20 protein-coding genes are annotated in these 23810 nt (G+C 59.1%); 2 read left to right on the plus strand and 18 right to left on the minus strand.

Features of this window, described 5'->3' with window-relative positions; all coding sequences use genetic code 11:
- Positions 1 to 68: 68 nt before the first annotated feature.
- The 16 genes from ACWNMW_RS03410 to ACWNMW_RS03485 are packed head-to-tail and all read right to left on the minus strand — an operon-like array spanning position 69 to position 18259.
- Positions 69 to 1079 carry a polyprenyl synthetase family protein gene (locus ACWNMW_RS03410; protein WP_034502296.1) on the minus strand — a complete coding sequence of 337 codons (1011 nt, stop codon included), beginning with the start codon at positions 1077 to 1079 and terminating at the stop codon, positions 69 to 71.
- Positions 1076 to 2647 (minus strand): NADH-quinone oxidoreductase subunit NuoN, encoded by a 1572-nt coding sequence (gene nuoN, locus ACWNMW_RS03415; protein WP_449490031.1) that lies wholly within the window; start codon positions 2645 to 2647, stop codon positions 1076 to 1078. The genes ACWNMW_RS03410 and nuoN overlap by 4 nt, the downstream gene beginning before the upstream one ends.
- Positions 2644 to 4185, minus strand: a complete 1542-nt coding sequence (locus ACWNMW_RS03420; RefSeq protein WP_449490159.1) for a complex I subunit 4 family protein — start codon at positions 4183 to 4185, stop codon at positions 2644 to 2646. Before ACWNMW_RS03420 ends, nuoN begins: the two co-directional genes overlap by 4 nt.
- Positions 4186 to 4213: 28 nt before the next feature.
- A complete protein-coding gene (gene nuoL, locus ACWNMW_RS03425; RefSeq protein ID WP_449490032.1) occupies positions 4214 to 6190 on the minus strand; it encodes an NADH-quinone oxidoreductase subunit L in 1977 nt (658 codons plus the stop codon).
- 13 nt (positions 6191 to 6203) lie between these two features.
- A complete protein-coding gene (nuoK, locus tag ACWNMW_RS03430) occupies positions 6204 to 6503 on the minus strand; it encodes an NADH-quinone oxidoreductase subunit NuoK (RefSeq protein ID WP_009408608.1) in 300 nt (99 codons plus the stop codon).
- Positions 6500 to 7447: an NADH-quinone oxidoreductase subunit J gene (locus tag ACWNMW_RS03435; RefSeq protein ID WP_034502302.1), complete on the minus strand. Its 948-nt coding sequence runs from the start codon at positions 7445 to 7447 to the stop codon at positions 6500 to 6502. The genes nuoK and ACWNMW_RS03435 overlap by 4 nt, the downstream gene beginning before the upstream one ends.
- The gene (nuoI, locus tag ACWNMW_RS03440) at positions 7444 to 8103 is read right to left on the minus strand and encodes an NADH-quinone oxidoreductase subunit NuoI (RefSeq protein ID WP_449490033.1); all 660 of its coding nucleotides are present in this window, start codon (positions 8101 to 8103) and stop codon (positions 7444 to 7446) included. The genes ACWNMW_RS03435 and nuoI overlap by 4 nt, the downstream gene beginning before the upstream one ends.
- Positions 8096 to 9415, minus strand: a complete 1320-nt coding sequence (nuoH, locus tag ACWNMW_RS03445) for an NADH-quinone oxidoreductase subunit NuoH (protein WP_034502307.1) — start codon at positions 9413 to 9415, stop codon at positions 8096 to 8098. The genes nuoI and nuoH overlap by 8 nt, the downstream gene beginning before the upstream one ends.
- Positions 9412 to 11976, minus strand: coding sequence for an NADH-quinone oxidoreductase subunit G (locus tag ACWNMW_RS03450; RefSeq protein WP_449490034.1), 2565 nt, complete (start codon positions 11974 to 11976; stop codon positions 9412 to 9414). The genes nuoH and ACWNMW_RS03450 overlap by 4 nt, the downstream gene beginning before the upstream one ends.
- Positions 11973 to 13268, minus strand: a complete 1296-nt coding sequence (nuoF, locus tag ACWNMW_RS03455; protein ID WP_449490035.1) for an NADH-quinone oxidoreductase subunit NuoF — start codon at positions 13266 to 13268, stop codon at positions 11973 to 11975. Before nuoF ends, ACWNMW_RS03450 begins: the two co-directional genes overlap by 4 nt.
- Positions 13261 to 13959 carry an NADH-quinone oxidoreductase subunit NuoE gene (gene nuoE, locus ACWNMW_RS03460; protein WP_034502312.1) on the minus strand — a complete coding sequence of 233 codons (699 nt, stop codon included), beginning with the start codon at positions 13957 to 13959 and terminating at the stop codon, positions 13261 to 13263. The genes nuoF and nuoE overlap by 8 nt, the downstream gene beginning before the upstream one ends.
- Positions 13956 to 15305, minus strand: a complete 1350-nt coding sequence (locus tag ACWNMW_RS03465) for an NADH-quinone oxidoreductase subunit D (RefSeq protein ID WP_299059152.1) — start codon at positions 15303 to 15305, stop codon at positions 13956 to 13958. The genes nuoE and ACWNMW_RS03465 overlap by 4 nt, the downstream gene beginning before the upstream one ends.
- Positions 15305 to 16000 (minus strand): NADH-quinone oxidoreductase subunit C, encoded by a 696-nt coding sequence (locus tag ACWNMW_RS03470; protein WP_449490036.1) that lies wholly within the window; start codon positions 15998 to 16000, stop codon positions 15305 to 15307. Before ACWNMW_RS03470 ends, ACWNMW_RS03465 begins: the two co-directional genes overlap by 1 nt.
- Entirely contained in the window at positions 15997 to 16551 is a 555-nt protein-coding gene (locus ACWNMW_RS03475; protein WP_034502318.1) for an NADH-quinone oxidoreductase subunit B, read from the minus strand. The genes ACWNMW_RS03470 and ACWNMW_RS03475 overlap by 4 nt, the downstream gene beginning before the upstream one ends.
- A gap of 15 nt (positions 16552 to 16566) precedes the next feature.
- Positions 16567 to 16926: an NADH-quinone oxidoreductase subunit A gene (locus ACWNMW_RS03480; RefSeq protein WP_295895509.1), complete on the minus strand. Its 360-nt coding sequence runs from the start codon at positions 16924 to 16926 to the stop codon at positions 16567 to 16569.
- A gap of 34 nt (positions 16927 to 16960) precedes the next feature.
- Entirely contained in the window at positions 16961 to 18259 is a 1299-nt protein-coding gene (locus tag ACWNMW_RS03485) for a geranylgeranyl reductase family protein (protein ID WP_448750457.1), read from the minus strand.
- Positions 18260 to 18688: 429 nt separating this feature from the next.
- On the opposite strand from ACWNMW_RS03485, the gene ACWNMW_RS03490 reads away from it, so the two are divergent.
- Positions 18689 to 20395, plus strand: a complete 1707-nt coding sequence (locus ACWNMW_RS03490) for a DUF4832 domain-containing protein (protein ID WP_449490037.1) — start codon at positions 18689 to 18691, stop codon at positions 20393 to 20395.
- Positions 20396 to 20421: 26 nt separating this feature from the next.
- On the opposite strand, the gene ACWNMW_RS03495 is transcribed toward ACWNMW_RS03490, so the two are convergent.
- Both ACWNMW_RS03495 and ACWNMW_RS03500 read right to left on the minus strand, forming a co-directional pair.
- Positions 20422 to 21606 (minus strand): Gfo/Idh/MocA family protein, encoded by a 1185-nt coding sequence (locus ACWNMW_RS03495; RefSeq protein WP_449490038.1) that lies wholly within the window; start codon positions 21604 to 21606, stop codon positions 20422 to 20424.
- Positions 21607 to 21730: 124 nt separating this feature from the next.
- Positions 21731 to 22447 carry a class I SAM-dependent methyltransferase gene (locus ACWNMW_RS03500; protein WP_314211938.1) on the minus strand — a complete coding sequence of 239 codons (717 nt, stop codon included), beginning with the start codon at positions 22445 to 22447 and terminating at the stop codon, positions 21731 to 21733.
- Positions 22448 to 22523: 76 nt separating this feature from the next.
- Between ACWNMW_RS03500 and ACWNMW_RS03505 the strand changes: the two genes are divergently transcribed.
- On the plus strand, positions 22524 to 23810 hold the full coding sequence (locus ACWNMW_RS03505; protein WP_449490039.1) for an isochorismate synthase: 1287 nt from the start codon (positions 22524 to 22526) through the stop codon (positions 23808 to 23810).

Below are 23810 nucleotides of genomic sequence, written 5' to 3' on the forward strand. Positions count from 1 at the left end.
CGCCCACGCGCAGCCCTCATCCTGCTCCAATCCTACAAGCACACGACCTGAGGAGCAGCCGAGAGGACTTAGGCGACGCGATCCACCATCAAGTGCGCAAAGGCAATAAGCGCCTGCTTTGCTTCCCCCTCGGGAAGATCGGCGATGCATTCCAGTGCGCTTTCGCACCACTCATGAGCAAGCTCACGGGTCTGGGCGACGACCTGATGCTCACGCAGCCGTGCAACCAAAGCAGCCAAGGCCTCGTCCGAGGACAAATCCCCACTCAGCATCGACAAGATCTTCTGGCCTTCGGGATCCAGATTTCCGTTGGACTGTGCGCGGCGAAGCAGCAGCACGGGAAGGGTATCCACGCCTTCGCGAAGATCCGTTCCAGGGGTCTTGCCTGACTGCCCTTCTGCAGGACCCAGGTCGATGACGTCATCTGCGATCTGGAAGGCAACGCCCAGGCGCTCACCGAAGTTCGTGAGCGCTTCGATGGTTGCCTGATCCGCGCCCGCGTGCATCGCACCGAAAGCAGCAGCAGATGCCACTAAGGAACCGGTCTTATCGGCAAGAACCTGGAGATAGAAAGTCAGCGGGTCATCGCCCTCTTCGGGACCGAAAGTCTCATTGAGCTGGCCCATGCACAGGCGCTCGAAAGTGACGGCATGGTGGCGAACCGTTTCATCACCCAAAGTCGCGATCATCGCAGAGGCACGAGCGAAAAGAATATCGCCGGCCAAGATCGCGCGGTTATTGCCCCACAGGTGTTGAGCCGAAGGAACTCCACGGCGGGTGGGAGCAGAATCCATGACATCGTCGTGGTAGAGCGATGCCAAGTGCGTGAGTTCAATGCCGGTTGCTGCGGTAAGGACCTCATCGCTCAGAGCGCGCTGGGGGTCGCCGAATTGCGCTGCAACCAGCGTGAGCAAGGGACGCATGCGCTTGCCACCGGCCTGAGCCAGATGACTGGTGAGTTCAGTGACCAAGTCCCTGGAATCACTGACGGAACGGTGCAAACGGTCCTCAACGGCCTCGAGGCCCGGAAGAATTCGGGCCTCGAGATCAGGAACGTGTAAATCGATTACGGCGCTCACGGGAGAAGCACAACCACCTGATTGAGTAGAGACAGAACCGGACTCGGGAAGAGCCCAAGGGCAATCGTACCCACAGCACACACGGTGATCGCAACACCAGCGAAACCTTCAGAGCGAACGACCGCAACATCCTCACGCGGCTGCATGAAGAACATCACGCGAACCAGACGGAAGTAGAAGAATGCCGTGACAGCCGAGCAGGCAAGCGCAAGCGCGACCAGCCAGACGTATCCACCCGCGAAAGCATCCGAGAACACGACGAACTTCGCAATGAAGCCGCCCGTGAAAGGAATACCCGCAAAGGAGAGGAGGAAGATCAACATTGCCGAGGCCAAGCCGGGGTTGGTCTTCCCCAGTCCCGCCCAGCGGCGCAGATCCGTCACTTCGCCGCCGATATTTCCCTCGCTGTCATTGGAACGAACAAGGGTGATCACGCCGAAGGCTCCAACGGTCGCCACCGCGTAGGCCAAGACATAGAAGAGTACGTGACCAGCTGAGTAGCGCACCAGCGAGAGAATGCCCAAGAGGATGAAGCCCGCGTGAGCGATCGACGAGTAGGCGAGCATGCGCTTGACGTCCATTTGCACGAGGCCGGCGAAAGTTCCAACCAGCATGGTCAAGACAACGACAACGATCATGATCGGAATCAGGCTCCACTGCAGGGGAGCTGCCACAACCTGGAAGAAACGGAGCATTGCGCCGAAGGCTGCGAGCTTAACCGCGGCGGCCATGAAGCCCGTCACGGGAGTTGGAGCACCGGTGTAAACATCGGGAGTCCACGCGTGGAAGGGAGCTGCGCCGACCTTGAAGAGCAAGCCGACCATCACCATGACAGTGCCCATCAGCAAGAGCACGTGCATTCCAGCCGTCTGCGGGGTCGGGGTAGCTGCATCGGAGATGATGAGCGAACCGGAGTAACCGTAGAGGAAAGCAGAACCCATGAGCATGAAGCCCGAGGAGAACGCACCAAGAATGAAGTACTTCAGCGCAGCTTCCTGCGAGAGCTGACGACGCCGACGCGCGGTCGCAGCCAGGATGTACAGAGGAAGAGACATCACTTCGAGAGCAACGAAAAGTGCAATATAGGAATTCGCTGCCGGGAAGATCATCATGCCGCCGGTTGAGAAAAGAACCAGAGCGAACATCTCAGAACGCTGGTATCCCTTCGCGTCCGAGCGCTCCTCATCGGAAGAACCCGGGCGGTCCGAAGGCTGTCCGGCAAAGGCGCCGTCGCCGGCCTCGGAACGATCAGCAATGACGAGGACTGCGAAGAAGGCAATCAGGACAAGAATGCCTTGCGCGGCGATCGTCAAAGGATCGTCAATGTACTCCCCCAGTGACGAGGGGGTCACTGTGACCACTGCCCAGCGCATGACCAGGGCAACCGCCGAAGCAATGAGTGCAACAAGAGCGATTCCGATGACGCTCGAGCGGCGCGCACGCACCGGCACGAAAGACTCAGCGAGAACCGCGAGGACACCGCCACCAAGGACGCACAGGATGGGCGCAAGTGCAGCCCAGGAAATCTCGGGGACCGTGAACGTCACGGCTGTTGCCACAGAATTCACTGTGCGCTCCCTTCACTCAAAACTGCACTTGCAGCGGTCATCAGCTGTTCGCCCTGCGTCGCAATCGGCGTCAGAGCGGAAACCAGCGGCGCCGCCCAGATGCCCAAGACGAGCATCGCAATGACTAGCGGGGTCATAACGGTCTTCTCACGTCCATTCAGATCAGCAATCTGGTCCTTCCCAGCTCGCGGCGGACCGGTGAAGACACGCTGGTAAGGCATCAGCATGTACAGCGCGGCCAGAATCACGCCGAGTACTGCGAAGAGCGCGAGCATCGTCGAGACCTTCCAGGTTCCCATGAGGACCAGGTACTCGGGGACGAACCCGGACAGGCCGGGAAGCGCAACCGAAGCTAGACCCGAGAAGAGCCACAAGCCTGCCAGGACCGGGCTCACGCGCTGCATACCGCCGTACTCACGCATGTCCTGGGTGCCGCCTCGTGCGGAAAGCCAACCGGAAAGGAGGAACATCGCTGCGATCGACACACCGTGGGCGACCATGTAGACCATGGCGCCGGTCAGCGCGATCTGCGAGCCGATGAAGATACCGAGGACCATGAAACCGAAGTGCGAGACCGAGGTGTAGGACACCAGACGCATAATGTCGTTTTGTCCGATGGCAGCCAGGCCGCCCCACAGAATCGAGGCCACGGCGAAGCCGCAGATCCACCACTGCAGGCTGGCCGCTCCCAGCGGGAACAAGCGCAAGCACAGGGTGATCATGCCGAAGGTTCCGACCTTGTCGAGAACGCCAACGAGGAGCACCGAGGTACCCGGACGAGCATTCTGAGCAGTATCAGGAAGCCAGGTGTGAACCGGGACCATGGGAGCCTTAATCGCGAAGGCGATGAAGAAGGTCAGGAAGAGACCGACTTGAATGCCCACGGGAAGGTTCACTGTCCCCGAAGCGAGCGAATCGAGGCGGAAGAGGGTATCTCCACGGCGAGCAGCCAGCGCCCAGATGGCAACGAGGCCACCGAGCATCACCAGACCACCGGCCAGAGAGAAGAGAAGGAACTTCATCGCAGCACGCTGACGTGCCTTCTTTTCACCGACTCCGTAACGACCGATCATGACGAAGAGAGGAACGAGCATTCCTTCGAAAGCCAAGTAGAAGAGCAGGACATCGGAAGCCGCAAAGATCAGCACCATGAAGGCCTCAAGAAGCAGCACCCATCCGAAATAAGCTCCAGCTTTTGCCTCGTCTTCATCGTCGTTCCAACCGGCCAACACGACCAGGGGAACCAAGGCAACGGCAAGAAGAATCATAACCGCGCCCAGTGCATTCACGGCCAGCGCCCAACTCAGGCCCATCTGGGGAATCCAAGAGTAGGCCTCGGAAAGCTGATAGGTGGAGGAAGACGACCAATCGAAGGCGCTGACAAATGCCACGATGGCCGCGGCAAGTTCACACACCGACAAGATCAGGGCGAAGGTACGTCCGGCGCGACGCAGGGCGGGGACCATCGCGAGCATCAAGGCACCCAGCGCGGGAAGCGCGACAAGAATCGACAGCCACGGAAGTGGCGCGCTGGTCATTTGAGAAATCTGCATAACTCTTACTTCCTCACAGCGTGAATGCCAAGACGGCGGCCAGGGCAAGGACTACCCCGCCAAGAATGTAGGAGGCATAGGTGCGCACGCGTCCGGATTGGGTAGCACCCACCGCACGTCCAGCACCCGTTGATGCCTTTTCCACCACGTGAACGATGCCGTCAATCGCCTTGTCATCGCCAAGAGTTGCGGCCTTAACCAGGGCAATACCCGGAGTCATGAAGAGCGCCTCATTCACCGAATCCTGATAGAGATCCTGGCGAGCAGCACGCGTGAGCGCATTACCCGCAGGAATTGCGGTGGGAACCTCACGACGTCCGTACATCATCCACGCAAGGCCAGCGCCCGCAAGCACCAGCAGCAAGGTCACGACCTGAATTGCGATCTCTGGGGCAACGGGATGAGCGTGCTCAACCTCGCCCAGCGAAGGCTGGAGCCACGTCGTAAAAGCGTTTCCGATTGAGAGCACTCCACCGATAGCGGCGGCCGCGATCGCCAGAATGATCATCGGGACGGTCATCAAAGGAGAGGATTCATGCGGATGCACGCCCGAGCCTTCAGCTTCGGTCGTCCAACGAGCGGTGCCGTGGAAGGTCATGAAGAACAGTCGCGACATGTAGAAAGCGGTGATTCCAGCGCCAACCATGGTGACGATGCCGAAGACCCAACCGGCCCAGACGGCCTCGTGGCCGGCAAAAGTGGTCGCACCGAAAGCGGCTTCGATGATCTTGTCCTTGGAGAAGAAGCCCGAGAAGGGCGGGACTCCCAAGATCGCCAACCAGCCAAATGCAAAGGTGATCCACGTGACCTTCATGGCGGTGCGCAGTGCACCGAAGCGACGCATATTGACCTGATCGTTCATGCCGTGCATGACCGAACCCGCGCCAAGGAACATCAGGGCCTTGAAGAAGCCGTGGGTGAAGAGATGGAAGATCGCGAAGGCCCAACCGATGGGGCCAAGACCTGCACCGAGCATCATGTAGCCGATCTGGCTCATGGTGGAGGCCGCGAGCACCTTCTTCATATCATCCTTCGCGCAGCCGACGATCGCGCCGAAGAGCAGCGTGATCGCGCCGACGATGACGACCGCGGTCGCCGCAATCGGTGACGCTTGGAAGATCGCACCCGAGCGAACGATGAGGTAGACACCGGCGGTGACCATCGTTGCCGCGTGGATGAGAGCGGACACGGGAGTCGGGCCAGCCATTGCATCGCCGAGCCACGCCTGCAACGGGAACTGAGCGGACTTACCGCACGCACCCACCAGGAGGAAAAAACCAATGATGGTTGCTTGAACCGGCGAGATCGAAACGACCATCGAGTTGACCTTCTCCATGTTGACGGTCGAGAAGTTCGCGACCATTGCCATCATGGCGATGAGCAGGCCCATATCGCCCACTCGGTTCATGACGAAGGCCTTCTTCGCGGCAACCGCATTGGCGGGAACGTGGTTCCAGAAGCCAATGAGCAGGTACGAGGCCAAGCCCACGCCTTCCCAGCCGACGAAGAGCCCCGCGTAGGAGTCCGCCAGAACCAGGATCAGCATTGCGGCGATGAAGAGGTTGAGGTAGGCGAAGAAACGACGACGATCAGTATCGTGCTCCATGTACGCAATCGCGTAGACGTGGATGAGAGAGCCAACGAAGGTGACCAGCATGACGAAGGTCATCGACAGCGGGTCGAGCATCAATCCGAAGTCAACGGAGAAGTCTCCCGCGGGAATCCACGAGAACAGGGGAAGCGTGATTCGCTGTCCTTGGGCAGGAAGGGAGAGCATTGTGGCAATAACCGCCACGCCCACCGCGAAGGCGGCCCATGATGCCAAGGTTGCCAGCAGGTGACCCCAGCGATCGCTGCGGCGTCCCAACACAAGAAGAAGCGCACTGGATGCAGCTGGAATTGCGATCATCAGCCAAGCCCAGGAGAAGACTCCCGTAGCCTCGACTGGAGCTGCGGCTTGGGCCGCAGCATTCAGCAGTGTAAAGGTCATTCCGGCTTACTCCTCAGTTCTTCAGAAGATCGAGGTCGTCAACGTTGGTGGTAACGCGTGACTTGAAGATGGACACAACGATTGCCAGTCCGACCACGACTTCAGCCGCAGCAACAACCATGACGAAGAAGGCCATGATTTCTCCACTGACGTTTCCGTGGATTCGCGCGAAGGTCACGAAGGCAAGATTGGCGGAGTTGAGCATGAGTTCGACTCCCATCAAGGAGATCACTGCGCTGCGACGGACCAGAACAATCGCTGCACCGATCGCAAAGAGGATCCCCGAGAGCACGAGGTAAGCTGCAAGGCTCATTCTTCTTCCTTCCCTTCTTCACTGTTATCGCTGGCAAGGGGCTGGTTCAAGCCGCTCGGGGCGGGCGCACCGGGCATGCCCCAAGCCTGCGAACGCTGACGAGTCTGCGGGTGTGTGGGATCGAAGATCGTGTCCTCAAGAGCACCGCTCTTGGCAAGTGCCAAGGACTGCGCGACTTCGGGTTCGACCTGTCCAACGACACGCTCCAGACCGCGCACGCGCAGCACCCTGGGGACCGAGGCCTCGACCGGGCCGTGCGTCTCGCCGGAGATTGCCGGAACGTCGACCGCGTTGGAGTGCGCGTAAACACCGGGGGCGGGAAGCTGACCAATCCTGCGTCCCGAGGCCTTAAAGGCGCGCATCTTCGCTTCTGCGGTTGCACGCTGGGTGAGGACCGGGCCGAGCTGATCGGAGTGAGTGAGCAGCATGGCGCCGATGGCCGCGGTGATGAGCAAGATTCCCGCAAGTTCCATTGAGAACCAGTAGCGCGAGAACAGCGTTGCTGCAAGGTCGGTGATCGGAGCATTCGAGTAGGGCTCTGAACTCAAGGAATTAGAGGAGCCTGTTGCGCGCGAGCGGGCAACAGCTCCAATAACGACAGCTGCCAAGCCCAGAGCGATGAGCACCGAAGTGATGATGCGCCCGCGCGATTGCTGCGCGTAATTGTCGGATGCACCCAGACCGATCATCATGATGACGAAGAGGAAGAGAACCATGATCGCGCCGGTGTAGACGACAACCTGAACGGTTCCCAAGAAGGCTGCTCCGTGCATGAGGTAGAGGACGGCCAATCCGAGCATGACTCCGACCATGCAAATCGCACAGTGGACGGCTTTCTTGAAGAAGAGCACGCCCAGGGCGCAGGCAATCATGAACACTGCCACGCAGCCAAAGAGGATCGCCTCCCCCGTTGATGCCATTTCGGGCCAATTCATGAGGGTCATGACTGACGTGCCTCCTCGTAGACGGGACGTGCAGTAGCAAGGGAAGGATCATCGGGACGATGCTCGCGCACCCAGTCGATCTGCGCCTGCGTGGGGCCGTGGACTTCGCCTCGGTAATAGTCGCCGTCGGAGAGTCCTTCAACCTGTGGGTGAGGAGGTTGCAGCATTCCCTCGGAGAGGGGAACTAGGAGCTGTTCCTTCTCGTAGATATCGTCTGCGCGAGTGTATTCGGCCAGTTCGAAGTCGTGACCCATCGTCAGTGCACGAGTCGGGCAGGCCTCGATGCAGTAACCGCAGAAAATACAACGTAGGTAGTTGATCTGGTAGACGCGACCGTAGCGTTCCCCGGGACTGTACTGTTCCTCGGGAGTGTTGGATGCGGCCTCGACGTAGATCGCATCTGCGGGGCACGCCCACGCACACAATTCGCAGCCGACGCACTTTTCGAGGCCGTCGGCATAGCGATTGAGCTGGTGTCGACCGTGGAAACGCGGTTCAACGAAGGGCCCCTCGAAGGGGTACTGCTCGGTAACGGTCGGGCGGAAGAAGGAGGACAGGGTCACTCCGTACCCCGCGAAGGGTGCGAAGAACTGACCGATCGGTCCCTTGGGATCCTGCTCGTAGCGCAGGTTCTCGCTTTGGTTCTGCTCAGTCATTCGTCTCCTCCATTACTGCGTTGACCACGCGAGAAGCGCGCGGCGAGGGCGGGAGCTTTTGTCCGGGAAGCGGAGGTACCGGGAAGCCGTCGGCCATCGGATCGAAGTTCTCGAGGCGTGCGCGCGCTTCTTCTTCCTTCGCTGCTTCCTTACGGGCATCAGCCGAATCTGCGAACCACATGATGATCAGCGCGACAACGAAGATGCCGGCGACCGCGCCGATGAGCTGAGGCAGGGTGAGGGACACCCACTGCGTTACGGCGCGAATGACGGCGACCATGACGAGCCACGCCAAGGAAATCGGGATGAGGCGCTTCCAGCCCAGCTGCATGAACTGGTCGTAGCGGAAACGCAGGAGGGTGCTTCGTGTCCAGATCATGAGGATCATGAAGAACCACATCTTGAGGAAGAACCACAGCATGCCGAACCAGCCGCTATTGAGGAACTCGATGTGCGACAGCGGCCACGGAGCGTGCCATCCGCCGAAGAACATGGTCGTTGCCACCGCTGAAACGTTGAACATGTTGACGTATTCAGACAGGTAGAACCAACCGAACTTCATCGAGGAGTACTCGGTCATGTGACCGGCGACCAATTCGCCTTCAGCTTCGGGGAGGTCAAAGGGAAGACGGTTCACTTCGCCGACCATCGAGATCAGGTAGATGACGAAGGCCGGTGCTAAGGGCAGGAACCACCAGGTTTGCGCCTGAGATGCGACGATCTGCGAGGTCGACATCGAGCCGGCCATGAGGAAGACCGCAACCAGGGACATTCCCATTGACAGTTCGTAGGAGATCACCTGCGCCGAAGAACGCACCGCGCCGTAGAGCGGAAGCGTTGAGGACGCGGACCAACCACCCAGAACGATGCCGTACAAGCCCAGCGAAGAAATCGCAAGGATATACAGGGCAGCGACCGGCATATCTGCCAGCTGCAGGGGCGTTGAGTGGCCGAAAATCGAAACATTCGGACCCATCGGGATGACGGCGAAGATGCTGAAGGCCGCGAATGCGGAGACCGAAGGCGCAAGCAGGTAGATGAACTTCTCGGACTTGCGCGTCCACATGTCTTCCTTGAAGAGCAGCTTCACGGCGTCGGCAATTGCTTGGAACAAGCCGAAGGGACCGGCGACATTCGGGCCGGGACGAGTCTGCATGCGTCCGATCGTTCGACGTTCAACCCACAGTGCGAGCAGAACGTTGAGGATCAGGAAAACAATGATGAAAACGGCCTTGAGGACTGTTAACCACCAGGTTTCCTGCGAGAAGTCCGCGGGAGAATAGTTGGGAACTTCCATGGGGATCATGTTCATCGGGCCACCTCCCCCTTTGCGCTCAGGGTGACAGAAGAACCGAAGTTCCCCAGTGATTCGTGGACGAGGGAGCCTTGGGAGCACTCGGGCACCCAGACGACTCCTTCCGGAAGATCAGCAAATTGCAGGGGAAGCGTCACGCTTCCGCGCGGGCTGCTCAGCGTGAGCAGTTCCCCTTCGTCGAGGCCGAGGCCCGCTACCGTCGCGCGCGCCGCGAAGACGACGGGGCGACGTGCGCTTCCAGCCAGCATGTGTGCACCATCTTGCAAGCGACCGGCATCGAGCATCGGCTTATGGGTGGCGAGGAGCGCCTGTCCCTCTGCGAGCTCAAGTAGCGGCGAGGCTTGAGCAGGAGCGAATTCTTCGCGCTCACCCGCCCAGTTCATAAGCGGGTTGACCTGGTCGTAAAGGCTCACCAGATCGGAAAGACCAAGATCAGCGCCGAATTCGCGAGCAAGAGCATCGAAAACAAGGCGGTCGGTCTGTGCACGAGAAGCGATTGCCTGACCGAAGGGACGCAGGCGTCCTTCCCAGTTGATGAAGGTGCCGTTCTTTTCAAGAGGCGGTGCGACCGGCAAGATCACATCTGCACGATCAGTTACCTCGCTGCGGCGAACTTCAAGGCTGACAAGGAAGTCGACTCGGTCGAGGGCATCGCGCGCAGCGGCCGGATCGTCGAAATCGCGCAGGTCAACGCCACCGACGACGAGGGCCTTGACGCGGCCTTCAGTTGCAGCTTCCAGCATCTGCGAAGCGTCGAGTCCGCGAGTTGCGGGGATTTCGCCCCACGCAAGGCTCTCACGCGCATCTGCGCCAGACACCGGACGACCAAAGGGCAGGAGTCCGGGAAGGAGACCGGCCTCGAGGCCACCGCGTTCACCCGCACGACGAGGCACCCACTGGATGCGTGCCTTGCAGCGCTGGGCAAGACGGACAACTTCGCTGAGCAGACCCGGGGTGCGGCTGGCGCGCTCACCGACCAGGATCACTCCCCCGTCAAGACGCGAGGCGAGATCGGCGAACTCACCACCTTCACGGATCTCAGCAGCAACCTCGACCTCGGTACCCGGAGCGCAACGGAGCAGCTCTCCAGAAAGCTTGGCGAGGCCTCGGGAAGTCATGGGGGCCAAAGAAGCAACGCGAAGCTTGCCCTTGCGAGTGGCCTTGCGCATCCGCAGGAAGAGCGCACCACACTCATCCTCGGGCTCGAGTCCAACCAAAAGGACCTGGCCGGCACTCTCAAGCTGCGAGTAAGTAACGCCCAAACCGCTGCCTGCCACGTGGGAAGCAAGGAATGAACGTTCTTCTTCACTGTGGCTACGCGAACGCATATCGATGGAATCGGATCCCACGACGGTGCGTGCGAACTTCGACCATGCCCAAGCATCTTCAAAGCTCAGGCGGCCACCGGGAAGGAAACCAACCTGATCACCGGAAAGGCCGGCAAGTGCGCGGTAGACACGATCCAAGGCATCCGACCACGAGGTCGGGACAAGCTGACCGTTCTCGCGAACGAAAGGAGTATTGAGGCGCTCAACGCCCGACCACCTGAAGGCAAAACGATCCTTGTCGGTGATCCACTCTTCGTTGACCTCGGGATCATTTCCAGCGAGGCGTCGCAGAACTTCACCGCGGCGAATATCCACGCGGATCGCACTACCGGAAGCATCGTGCTCGGTCACCGAAGCGGTCGAAACCAAGTCGAAGGGGCGTGCACGGAAGCGGTAGTCATTCGAGGTCAGAGCGCCAACCGGGCAGATCTGAATAATGTTGCCCGAGAAGTACGAGGCGAATGCGCGGCCCGAAACATCACGATCGTTGGGGGCAAGATCGCCTTCATTGAAGGAGCCAATAATGCCTTCTTGACCGTAAGGACCCGAAATTCCTGCCTGAACGTTGTCCTTTTCCTGCGGATTGAAGTAATCCAAGACCGCGGTATCGAAGGAGCCAACCTGCTCACCCATGAAGTGGTGGTGTTCGGTCGGCGCGGTGCCACCGCCTCGTCCCTGAAGGTCCAGGAACACGTCGCCCGCAATTTCCTTTCCGAAGCGCACGCAGCGCTGGCACAGGATGCAGCGCTCGCGGTCCAGCAGGATCTGCGAGGTGAGCTTCAGGGGCTTGCGGTAGGTGCGCTTTGCGTCAATGAAGCGCGAGCTCTCGCGGCCCTCGCTCATCGCCTGGTTCTGCAGGGGGCATTCGCCACCCTTGTCACAAATTGGGCAATCCAGCGGGTGGTTGATGAGCAGGAATTCCATCACGCCTTCCTGGGCGCGACGGGCAACCTCGGAGGTGCGCTGGGTCTTCACCACCATGCCGGGGGTGACCGTCTGAGCACATGAAGGCTGAGGCTTGGGCATGAAACGCAGCTCGCCCGTATTGCGATCGGGCATTCCGACCTCAACCAAGCACTGACGGCATGCAGCGACAGGCTCAAGCAGCGGGTGATCACAGAATCGCGGGATGCGGATTCCAGCCTTCTCGGCCGCGCGGATCACCAGGGTGCCTGCGGGAACGTCCAATTCGACGTCGTCGATTGTGACCTTCACTAGGTTCTCGCTCATCGAACTCCTCCCTTGGCAAAGTTGCTCGAGGCCTCGTAGGGGAACAATTCGCGCGCGGGCGTGGTCAGCCCGGCCTCGAATTCTTCGCGGAACTTCTTAATTCCCGACATGATCGGGGTTGCCGCTGCATCGCCCAGGGCGCAGAAGCTTCGACCGAAAATATTGTGTGCGATTTCGTCCAGCAGATCGATATCGCCTTCCTGTCCCTTACCTGCTTCAAGGCGGAGCATGATCTGCTTAAGCCAGTAGGTTCCTTCGCGACAGGGCGTGCACTTACCGCAGGATTCGTGCTGATAGAACTCAATCCAGCGGGTGATCACGCGAACCACAGAGGTCGTTTCATCGAAGACCTGCAGGGCTCGGGTACCGAGCATCGAACCGGCAGCACCGACGGATTCGTAATCCAGAGGTGTGTCAAGTTCGGCTTCGGTGAAGATCGGAGTCGAAGAGCCACCGGGAGTCCAGAACTTCAGCTGGTGTCCTTCGCGAATACCGCCGGCAAGCTCAATGAGCTCACGCATGGTGATTCCGAAGGGGGCCTCGAATTGACCCGGGTTCTTCACGTGGCCAGAGATCGAGAACAGACCGTGTCCCTTGGACTTTTCTGTTCCCATCGAGGCGTACCACTGCGCGGAGTGCTGGAAAATTCCCGCCACCTGGCTGATCGACTCAACGTTATTAATAACGGTCGGGCGAGCATACAGACCCGCAACAGCAGGGAATGGGGGCTTCAGACGCGGGTGACCGCGGAAGCCTTCCAGGGAATCCAGAAGAGCGGTTTCTTCACCACAGATGTATGCGCCGGCACCCGCGTGAGCGGTAATGCGAAGATCGCCCAGCAGACCGGCCTCGGTTGCTTCCTTTACCGCATTCATCAGGCGACGGTAAACGTGAACGACCTCGCCGCGCAGGTAGACAAATGCGTGGTGGCAATTGATGGCCCGCGAGGTAATCGCAATGCCCTCAATCAACACGTGAGGGTTCGCCATAATCGTCGGGATATCCTTACAGGTTCCCGGTTCCGATTCATCGGCGTTAACCACCAGGTAACGAGGAAGACCGTCATCGGGCGGAAGGAAGGACCACTTCAGGCCAGTGGGGAATCCAGCGCCACCACGGCCTCGCAAGCCAGAGGCCTTAACGGTCTCAACGATCTCGGCGGGCTCCATGGTATTGGCCTTCTTGAGTCCCTCGTAGCCGCCTCGGCTCAGGTAAGACTCCAAAGTCCACGAGCGATCGCTTCCCCAGCCGCGGGTCAGAATCGGGGTCAGTGCCACGGTTGCTTCACTCACCGTCCGTCTCCTTTCCTTCTTCCGCGGGAACATCGGCCGGAGCGCTCCAGCCGCGTTCTTCGGCGATCCTCAGTCCCAGTGTCGAGGCCTGGCCTGCGCTGGGTCCTTCGTGTTCGTGACCGTCGAGGAAGCCCGCAAGAACATGCTCGGTCTCCTTGAAGGTCGGCAGCACAGCGCTTCCGCGCGTGGGGTGCAGGGGTTTGCCGGCCTCGATGTCATCGATGAGGGCGCATGCCGACTCGGGGGTCTGGTTGTCGAAGAATTCCCAGTTCACCATGACGACGGGCGCGTAATCGCAGGCCGCATTGCATTCGAGGCGCTCCAGGGTGATGGTTCCGGCCTCGTTGGTCTCATCGGTTCCGACGCCAACCTTTTCGCTGACGGCTTCCCAGATTTCGTCTCCGCCCATGACAGCGCACAGCGCATTGGTGCACACGCCCACGAGGTACTCGCCCGTGGGGTGACGCTTGTACTGGGTATAGAAGGTCGCAACTGCCGAAACTTCCGCACGGGTGATGCCCAGAAGCTCGGCGCACAGCGCGATTCCATTAGCGCTCACATAGCCGTCTTCAGACTGAACCAAGTGCAGCATGGGAAGCAGTGCGGAGCGAGCGTGGCCCTCAGGGTAGCGCGCGATGATTTCGCGTGCCTCACCTGCAAGGCGCTCATAGGTTTCCACGGGATAGCTCATCGATCAACGCCTCCCAGAACGGGGTCGATAGTGGCCAGTGAAACAACGACGTCGGCGAGCTGTCCGCCTTCCGTCATCATGGCCAGAGACTGCAGATTTGCGAATGAAGGGTCGCGGAAGTGTGCGCGGAAGGGGCGGGTTCCACCAGCAGACACCAGGTGGACACCCAAGATGCCCTTGGCGTGTTCAACGGTCTGGTAGACCTGGCCGGCGGGGACCTTGAAACCTTCGGTGACCAGCTTGAAGTGGTGGATCAGGGATTCCATCGAGCTTCCCATGACCTTCGCGATGTGTTCCGCAGAGTTACCCTGGCCGTCCGTTGCGACCGAGAGCTGTGCGGGCCACTTGATGTGCGGGTCAGAAACCATAACAGGCTGACCTTCGGTTTCTTCGAGGCGACGCAGGACCTGCTCGACGATGCGCAGCGACTGGTAGCACTCGTCGAAGCGGACGCGCACGCGGTTGTAGGCATCATTCGAGTCATAGGTCGGGACATCGAATTCGAAGTTCTCGTAACCGCAGTAGGGCTGGTCCTTACGCAGGTCTTGAGGCAGACCCGCGGCTCGCAGGGAGGGGCCGGTCAGTCCCAGGGCCATCATCGCGGAAAGGGGCATGTAGCCCACCCCGATAAAGCGCTGCTTGAAAATGGGGTTGGCCAAAACCAGGTCCTGGAGTTCGCCGATGTCGTGGCGGACCTTGGGGAGCTTCTCGCGGATATAGGGAACCATACCGCTGGGCAGATCCTGGGCAATGCCACCGGGGCGCACAAATGCGTGATTCATACGAAGGCCGGTGATGCGCTCGAAGATTCGCAAGATCTCTTCGCGGCCCCTGAATGCGATGGTCATCATGGTCGTCGCGCCCAGCTCGTTACCACCGGTACCGATAGCAACGATGTGCGAGGCAATGCGGTTGAGTTCCATGAGGAGAATACGAACCAGGTTCGCGCGCTCGGGAACATCATCCGTAATACCAAGAAGCTTTTCGACGGCCAGGCAGTACCCGACTTCCTGGAAGAAGGGAGCAACATAGTCCATGCGGGTGCACAGTGTCACGCCCTGTGTCCAGGTGCGGTATTCCATGGTCTTTTCGATACCCGTATGCAGGTATCCCGTATCGACACGAGTTTCACGAACGGTTTCGCCATCCAGCTCGAGGATCAAGCGAAGAACGCCGTGGGTCGAGGGGTGAACGGGACCCATGTTGAGAACGACGCGCTCGTGGTTGATGCGCTCGATTTCGGCGATGACGTCATCCCAGTCGCCGCCTTGAGCCAGGACCTCGGGGACATCTTCAATGTCCAGGCCCGCACTTGATGCTGCCGCATGCAGTGAAGGAGTAGTCATTAGTTGTACGACCTCCGGGTGTCGGCAGGGGCATTGACTGCTCCCTTGAATTCCACGGGAATACCACCCAGGGGGTAGTCCTTGCGCTGGGGGTGCCCTACCCAGTCATCGGGAAGAGCGGTGCGCGTCAGCGAGGGGTGTCCATCGAAGACGATGCCCATCAGGTCCCAGGTCTCGCGCTCTTGCCAGTCGTTCGCCGGGTAGATATCGACGATCGAGGGGATGTGCGGGTCGGCGTCCGGGCAGGTGACTTCCAGACGAATCATGCGATTATGCGTGATCGACATGAAGGGGTAAATGGCGTGAAGCTCGCGGCCGCGATCTTCGGGGTAGTTCACGCCATTGGTTCCCAAGCACATTTCGAAACGCAGATCTTGGTCATCGCGCAGGTATCGCACAACGCGGCGGATGTACTCGCGCGGAATGAAGATGCTGAGTTCGCCGTGTTCGATGACGACCTTCTCGATGACATCGGTGACGAGCAATCCATCGGCTTCAATGAGTTCCTCGAGGACGTCCACGATCTGGTCAAAGTAGGAACCGTAGGGACGAGTGGCGGCAGGGGCACTCAGAGCAACGGTTTCAAGTTCAGAAAAGCCCGTGGTATCGCCCTGGTCGGCGACCCCGAACATTCCCTGACGGCTCTTGATCACCGAGGGTTCTGCCGCGCCAAAACGGCTGATTTCTTCGCTCATGCCAGCAATCCCTTCATGTCGTGAGTGGGGGTTGCCGCAAGCGCTGCAGCCTCAGCCTTGCGTGCGATTTCGCGACGGTGCGCGCCCAGGGGCTCGCTACCGATCTGCTCACGCAGAGTCAGGATTGCGTGAATCAGCGCCTCGGGACGAGGCGGGCAGCCGGGAAGGTACACATCGACGGGAACGATGTGGTCGCATCCCTGGACGACGGCGTAGTTATTGAACATGCCGCCCGAAGATGCGCAAGCTCCCATGGAGATCACCCACTTGGGATCCGCCATTGAGTCATAGACACGGCGAATAACCGGGGCCATCTTGTGGGAGACTCGTCCGGAGACGATCATGAGGTCGGAGTGACGCGGCGAAGCGCGGAAAACTTCCAGGCCGAAACGCGACATGTCGAAACGGGGAGTTCCGGCTGCCATCATTTCAATTGCGCAGCATGCCAAGCCCATGGTGACCGGCCACTGACTGTGCTTTCGAGCAAGACCGAGGATTTTCTCCATGCTTGCCAGGGCAATGCCTGCAGGCAGGCTCTCTTCAATTCCCATTGTTTTCCTCTTACCTCAGTAATCCAGTCCGCCGCGGCGCCATTCGTAGATATAGGGGACGGTGATCACCGCGATGAAGGTCAGCATGGCGACCAGTCCGAAGAGTCCCAGCTGGTTGAAGCTGACGGCCCACGGGTACATGAACACCACTTCGATGTCGAAGACAATGAACGTCATGGCAACCAGGTAGTAGCGAACGGGGAAGCGTCCGCGTTCCAGGTGCTGTTCGGTGGGTTCGATACCGCATTCGTAGTTATCGGCCTTCGTCCGGTTCTTGCGCGTTGGCCCCAGAATTGCGGATGCGCCTAGCCCGCCAAGCGCAAGGACCATGGCGGCTGCAGCCATGATCAGCAGCGGAACATAGGGATTGGTCATCGTTCCTCCCACATCGGGTGTACCTTCGTGGCCATCATGCTGATGGCACCATCTTGGATAGGGTCGTAATCAGTCGGTCATCGAAATCGCCGCCTTGGCGTTCGAATCCATCCGACAGAAGCTTGTGAACCAGTGTCATCAGGCGCGGGACGGGCAGACCGTAGGTCGTGCACAGACGCATGATCTTGGGGTTTTCAATGAGTCGGACAAAGATGCGCCCAAGCTGGTAGTAGCCGCCGTATTCGTCGCGAACTCGCTGCGGATAGGCGCTCATCGCGCGGTCTACTCCCGCCCGGTGAGTCCGCGAGAGAGCCTGAGCCATCGCTTCGGCGGCGTAGCGCCCCGCCTTCATCGCGGGCGCGATTCCTTCGCCGTTAAAGGGCGAAACCATTCCACCGGCGTCCCCAACAAGAAGGAATCCATTGGTGTAGTGGGGCTTGCGGTTCAAGCTCATGGGAAGCGCTGCACTGCGGAGCTGGCCGATCTGGTTTTCGGCGGTGAATCCCCATTCTTCGGGGAGGTTAGCAACCCACTGCTCGAAAACCTGGCGATAGGGCAGGCTCGTCGCGCTGGCCGTTGAAGATACCGACCCCAGTCCAACGTTGACGATTCCGTCCCCCATGGGGAAAATCCACCCGTATCCGGGCAGAAGATCAGAGTGCCCGGGTTCTCCGGCCCACAGTTCCAGGTGGGATTCCATCCACTCTTCGTTTCCACGAGGACTGCGGAAGTAGGTGCGCGCGGCAACGCCCATGGGGCGCTTGGGATTCTTTTCAATTCCGAGGCGGGTGGCGACCTTTGCGGACACTCCCCCGGCGTCGACAACCAGCTTGGCGCGGATGGCCACATCCTGGGTCTTTGCGCCACGGCCTCGGCGCGCACGAACACCGCACACCCGGTGGGCAGAATCTTGGATCACCTCGGTGACGGTGAGTTCTTCTTCGAGGCGAGCTCCCGCACTCTGCGCACGCTGGACCAGCGCGTGGTCGAGTTCCATGCGTGCACGGGTCATTCCGTATCCGGGAAGCGAGGCCTGGTCTGGCCACTCCATGTGGATTGTGTGGCCGCCTCCAATCACCGTCAGTCCTCGGTTACGAGCCCAAGTAGAGGTATCGACACCCATGAGGATGAGCTCTTGAACGGCGGCAGGAGTAAGCCCATCACCGCAGATCTTGTCACGCGGGAAACGGGCCTTATCAACGAGGAGAACATCAATACCAAGGGTCGCCAGGTGGTAAGCGGTCGACGCACCGCCGGGGCCGGCGCCGACTACGACGACGTCGGCACTCATGTCCTGGGCCTGCTGGCTCACCAATCCTCCTGAACGCTCCATATGACACCCGAATTTCAATCAGGGTCCATTAGACGACGATAGTCACGGCGTCCACAAAGGGCGAAAGAACGCCAAAAAGTCCGTGAGCACAACACTTTGAGGCCGTGAGCGAGCGCACACCCTTATTTAATTTACGCACACATACGTTGCGTTAATGATGTGAAGGACAAGTTCAGGAGAAAACAGCGCCATCTCAAAGCTCTTGAGAGTGCTTCCAGTTGCAACTCAGGAATCCCCAACCACCTGCTCTCCGTCGCAGATTCCCTCAGTTCTTTTCCAGCCAAAAACCGCAGATCACGCGGCTTTCACCCACTCTGAGCACAGTGCAGAGCAAGCTTCGGTAGATATTGTTGCTCAGCGCGCATAAAGGCCAAGGAAAAGACATTTTCGTGAGCACCGAGCTCACCCTAGTGAAAGACCTCTTTGACGATGAGAAAACTCAGCGCATGTGCACTCGCAAGCGCACTCGCAGCCTCGATCTTTGCCGCCTCACTCCCCGCAGAAGCAACCGAGGGGTCAGGCGAAGGACAATGGCAGGAGCTTGCCGGCGCAGACGCTCCCATTTCTAATCCTCTTAAAGGTTTTCTCCCTTTTGCTCCCGAGGTTGGAAGCGAGCCGGATCTTGCTGATCAACCACTCCCCTACACGATGGAGTTCGCACTATTCCCGGTCAACTCTGTTGTCACAGACAAGGGCAGATACAACTGGGAAAACGTCGATAAGATGCTGGACTCCATTGCGAGCCGCGGACACCAGACAGTTCTCCGCTTCTACCTCGACTGCCCCAAGAAGGAGAGCGGAGTCCCCTCCTATCTCATCAAAGAAGGCATCGACACTTCGCGCCAGTACAGCGTTTACGGGAACACCGATTCTTTCTCTCCCAACTACGACGACCCTCGAATCCAAGAGATGCTCGTCGATTTCATTAAAGAGTTCGGCAACAAGTACGACGGCGATCCACGCATTGGCTACATCACTGCTGGCTTGATCGGTTTCTGGGGAGAAGACCACACATACCCCATGAACGGAGAGAAGAGTCCGGAGAACCCAAAGGGCGAAAACTGGATGCCCTCGGGCGAAACCCGCGCGCGCCTCGTCGAAGCATGGGACGACGCTTTTGACACCACTCCCGTTCAATTCCGTCACCCAACCGCCGCGACGAAAGCCCACCATATGGGCTATCACGACGATTCCTTCGCCTACTCGACCCTTCCCAACGTCAGCTGGCACTTCCTGTCGCATCTCAAGAAGAACGGGGAAGAAAACGCGTGGCAACAGGTTCCAATCGGAGGCGAGCTCTACCCATCACTCCAGACCTGCATTTTCTCCGAGCCCCTCAACTGCCCCGATCTTGAAAAAGAGAAAGCGCAAGGACGCAACTACGATGCAGTGACCTCCATCGAGGAAAGCCATGCAACATGGCTCATCAACCACAATGGATTCAGCATCGGTTACACGGGTGAAGACCGCGAGCGCGCCGCTGGAGCGAGTGCTCTGATGGGTTACACATTGCAGGCAAAGAAGACTCGCCTGATCTCCCAAGGAACTTCCGTCACCGTCGAAGCAGAGATCGCCAATACGGGCCTTGCTCCTTTCTACGCCTCGTGGCCCATTGAGTTTGCCTTGGTGGATTCGCAGGGGCACATCGTTTCATCAACTCGCATCGATTCGCCGCTGCCTTCCCTTGAGCCGCAAAGCTCCACCATTGTCGAGGCCACGCTGAACCTCGGCGAAGAATCGGAAGTTTCCCCCGCGCCAAGTTCTGCTTCGGATAACGGACTCACCGCGGTTGTGCGCGTTGTCAACCCTCTACCCAATGGCGTTCCGCTTGCTTTCGCAAATGAGGCGATGGGCGAGACTCTTCCCGGATACCTCACCCTTGGGAAAGTCTCCCCTTCCGCGCAGGAACCTTCTGCCCAGGAAGCTCCCTCTCAAGCCGCTCCTTCCGCAAGCGAGCAAAGCGATACCCAGCCCTCTCCCACGGCCACGGCTACGGCCTCGGCAATGGATAGGGAAAGCACCACGGAGAACTCCAGCGACCTCGCACGCACAGGAAGGATCAACGCTGCATTACTGAGCATTTTCGCTTTCCTAGCGAAGATTGTCTCTTCCTTCAGCGGCTACACATTCGGCTAGCCTCTAGCCGTTCATCACGCGAATCTTTACCGGTGGCCTCGCTCTTGGTTGCCCTCAAAATAGGCAGCAATGTGCGGGGCCACCCGTGGTACATCGAAGGGAATATTGCCCTCGCGTAGCGACTTCGTTGCAAGAACCCCCGCAGCAACGGCCTCGCGCGCACCCAAAGGTGTCGTATCTGTTTGATCTCCGTGAGCAACAAAACGCAAGAATTCGTCCATTGTTGCGAGGTCGGCATCATCGTGACCACGAGCATCACCCCGGATCGGAATTTCAATGTCGCCTTGAGGTTCCCAGCGACTCCGGTGCTTCCACACCCGCACCACTCCGCCGTCACCGTCGCCGAAGTTCTCTGCGCGCCCTCGGGTTCCAATGACGGTGTAGTTTCTCCAGTAATCCGGAGTGAAGTGGCACTGCTCGTAGGAAATCATGGTTCCTGAGACCTGTCTCATCATGAACATCGAGAGGTCTTCAACGTCAATGACGGGGTTGAGTCCCGTGAGGGATTCCGGCGGCCAGTTTTCATAGGAAAACCAGTCACCCATAACGCGATCACGGCCCTGACCACTGCGATCTGTGAGCTTTCCGTAAACCATGAGGTCCCCCATTCCGACGACCCGCTCGGGCACAGAATCGGAGAGCCAATTCATCACGTCAATATCGTGTGCGGCCTTTTGTAAGAGCAAGCCTGTCGTTCGGCTGCGGTCAGCGTGCCAGTCCTTGAAGTAGTAGTCGCCGCCGTTTCCCACGAAGTGCCGGCACCAGATTGCACGGACCTCGCCGATCAAACCATCACGAATAACCTGGCGAAGGATTCGGACAACGGCCATGTGGCGCATATTGTGTCCAACGTACAGCGGGGTCTTTGTGCGGAATGCGGTCTCAAGCACGCGATCGGCACCTTCAATGGTGATGGCGATGGGCTTTTCCAAGTAGACTCCAACCCCGGCTTCTAGCAGCTGGCATGTGATGTCTTCATGAGTGTCATCGGAGCTGGTGACAATTGCTGCATCAATTCCCAGGTCAAGAAGCTCTTCCAGACTTTCTACCCACGGATGGTCACCAAGGATTGCGCGAGCGCGCTCGCGCATTGCGGGGTTGGGATCACACCCGCCTACTAGTTCAGCAGGTACCGAGGAAAGCTGACAGTTTTCGGCAATGGAGCATCGCGCTCCCAATCCAATGATTCCGATGCGCAGTGGTGTGGACATGAAGGCTCCATTCACACAGTCTTCTTCGACTCCCCCATTATGCGCCCCGAAACTACGGCACATAAAAGGATCCGGCCGCCTGCAGTCCACACTCTGCAAACGACCGGAAGTCTTCCGCGCCCCTCTAGGCCTTGTAGGCTCGATGAAGCGCAACAATGCCACCCGTGAGGTAACGATACTGCACATCGCTCCACCCGGCCTCGGCAATCAAGGCTGCAACTTCGGGGGCACCCGGCCAGTCAAGGATCGACTCCGCCAAGTAGTCATAGGCAACATCATCCGAGGAAGCAAACCGGGCAACCAGCGGCATCAGGTACTGGAGGTGCAGCGAGTAGCCCGCGCGCAGGAGCGCCGATGTCGGCGTCGAAAACTCGCAGACAAGCAAACGCCCACCCGGACGCGTCACGCGAGACATCTCTTCCAAGGCGCGCTTCGGATCGGGAACATTTCGCAGTCCGTAGGAAATTGTGACCGCGTCAAAAGTATTGTCCGCAAAGGGAAGGTTCATGGCATCGCCCTGAACGAAATCAACCTCTGGGTGGCGAGCGCGTCCCACTTCAATCATTCCAGCCGAGAGGTCACATGCGACAACGCGAGCACCACTGCGCGCGATCGCTACCGATGAGGCGCCGGTCCCAGCGGCCAGGTCCAAAATATAGTCGGAGGGCCTGGGTTTGAGTGCCGCGGTCAGCGCCTTCATCCACACAAAATTCATCCCGCCACTGAGCAGAGCGTTCATCACGTCGTAGCGCTGGGAGACGTCGTCAAACATCGCAGCTACTTCGTCTTGAGATTTCCCAAGATCGGCGCGGCGCGGCTGAGAGGAAGTGTGTGCACTCATGTGTCTATTTTCCCATTTGTGCGTGTTTTAGGCACACTCAATCGCTCATGGACGTGCAGGGAATTAGCATTGACTCATGCCCTCTCGACATTTCTCGACGATCCCGACGCTGTATTGCTGGGTTGATCTTATTGACCCTTCCAGCGAGCATGGGCGCGCGCCAATCTTCTCTTTGCTTCCCTCCTCCGGGGTATGCGCGTGGATCCGCGACGAGGCCATGGTCGGTTGGGGGAAAGCCTGGGCCTGGAAGCGCGGGAAAGATCGCCCTCCTCTGGTCGAGGCCGGGGAAAATGCTGCGATCACCGAGGCCGCTCGCGTGTGGGATCTCCTGCATGAAAAAGCCCAAGTTCATTGGGGCGAGGGCGCGCGCGACGCTTGGGGAAAGAACCTCCCCACTCTTCCTTTTGCATTTGTATCCTGCGCTTTTGAAGACGATGGTGAGCGCACGATCATCGTTCCGGAATTGACAATCATCACCTCCGGTTCGCAGCGCTTTGTCATCGCTGCTTCAACAGATTCTCGCGTGAAACCCGAATTTGCGCCGCCGATCCGCCAGCACGCTCTTCCTGCGCACCTTGAGTGCGGCCCCGGCGCAATGGGCGAGGAACAGTGGCGCAAGGCTGTTGACGAGGTGATCGATGCGCTGCGCAATGAAGAGGCCGCAAAAGTTGTGATGGCACGCGACCTCACCATCAGCAGCGACAGTGAAATTAATGAGGCCGCCCTCGTTGAGAGTCTTCATGAGCGCTACCCGCAAACCTGGACTTTTTCCGTTGACGGATTGATCGGTGCAACACCGGAAATGTTGGTTTCCTTGAAAGACGGGCACCTTCACTCGCGGGTCCTAGCAGGAAGCTGTCTTCCCGAAGATGCGGAAAAGCTCCCGCTGTCTCTGAAAGATCGCTCCGAACATCTTTTCGCCCTTGAATCGGTTGTCGCAGCTCTTCTGCCCGTTGCCCAGGATGTACGCGCACCCGCGCGTCCCGAGGTCCTCGTGCTCCCCAATATCGCTCACTTGTGTTCTGATGTTGATGCGTCTTTCCCCGAAGGCTCTGTTCTTGATGCTGTCGCGCAATTGCATCCCACAGCTGCGGTGTGCGGCACTCCCCTCGATGATGCTCTCGATCTGATTCATGCTCACGAGCGCATCGAAAGGGGTCGTTACTCGGGACCGGTGGGATGGATTGACGGCGCCGGTAATGGCGAGTTTGGGATTGCGCTTCGTTGCGGTCAGCTTGAAGATCACGGCCGCACCTTGCGAGTCTTCGCCGGCTGCGGAATCATGCCGGATTCGCTGTCGAGCAGCGAATTTGAAGAGACTCAGACCAAGATGCGGCCGATTCTTGAGGTTTTGGGCGTCTAG

It is taken from the genome of Actinomyces sp. Marseille-QA0893 (assembly GCF_976954355.1).

Excerpts from the sequence above, each read along its gene's own strand:
- nuoH (WP_034502307.1), bottom strand. The coding sequence starts at position 9,415 with ATGAACATGATCCCCATGGAAGTTCCCAACTATTCTCCCGCGGACTTC.
- ACWNMW_RS03420 (WP_449490159.1), bottom strand. The coding sequence starts at position 4,185 with ATGACCAGCGCGCCACTTCCGTGGCTGTCGATTCTTGTCGCGCTTCCC.
- ACWNMW_RS03470 (WP_449490036.1), bottom strand. The coding sequence starts at position 16,000 with ATGAGCGAAGAAATCAGCCGTTTTGGCGCGGCAGAACCCTCGGTGATC.
- nuoE (WP_034502312.1), bottom strand. The coding sequence starts at position 13,959 with ATGAGCTATCCCGTGGAAACCTATGAGCGCCTTGCAGGTGAGGCACGC.
- nuoK (WP_009408608.1), bottom strand. The coding sequence starts at position 6,503 with ATGAGCCTTGCAGCTTACCTCGTGCTCTCGGGGATCCTCTTTGCGATC.
- ACWNMW_RS03485 (WP_448750457.1), bottom strand. The coding sequence starts at position 18,259 with ATGGAGCGTTCAGGAGGATTGGTGAGCCAGCAGGCCCAGGACATGAGT.
- ACWNMW_RS03435 (WP_034502302.1), bottom strand. The coding sequence starts at position 7,447 with ATGACCCTCATGAATTGGCCCGAAATGGCATCAACGGGGGAGGCGATC.
- nuoI (WP_449490033.1), bottom strand. The coding sequence starts at position 8,103 with ATGACTGAGCAGAACCAAAGCGAGAACCTGCGCTACGAGCAGGATCCC.
- ACWNMW_RS03505 (WP_449490039.1), top strand. The coding sequence starts at position 22,524 with ATGCCCTCTCGACATTTCTCGACGATCCCGACGCTGTATTGCTGGGTT.
- ACWNMW_RS03465 (WP_299059152.1), bottom strand. The coding sequence starts at position 15,305 with ATGACTACTCCTTCACTGCATGCGGCAGCATCAAGTGCGGGCCTGGAC.
- ACWNMW_RS03495 (WP_449490038.1), bottom strand. The coding sequence starts at position 21,606 with ATGTCCACACCACTGCGCATCGGAATCATTGGATTGGGAGCGCGATGC.
- ACWNMW_RS03450 (WP_449490034.1), bottom strand. The coding sequence starts at position 11,976 with ATGAGCGAGAACCTAGTGAAGGTCACAATCGACGACGTCGAATTGGAC.
- ACWNMW_RS03480 (WP_295895509.1), bottom strand. The coding sequence starts at position 16,926 with ATGACCAATCCCTATGTTCCGCTGCTGATCATGGCTGCAGCCGCCATG.
- ACWNMW_RS03500 (WP_314211938.1), bottom strand. The coding sequence starts at position 22,447 with ATGAGTGCACACACTTCCTCTCAGCCGCGCCGCGCCGATCTTGGGAAA.
- nuoL (WP_449490032.1), bottom strand. The coding sequence starts at position 6,190 with ATGACCTTTACACTGCTGAATGCTGCGGCCCAAGCCGCAGCTCCAGTC.
- ACWNMW_RS03490 (WP_449490037.1), top strand. The coding sequence starts at position 18,689 with ATGAGAAAACTCAGCGCATGTGCACTCGCAAGCGCACTCGCAGCCTCG.
- ACWNMW_RS03475 (WP_034502318.1), bottom strand. The coding sequence starts at position 16,551 with ATGGGAATTGAAGAGAGCCTGCCTGCAGGCATTGCCCTGGCAAGCATG.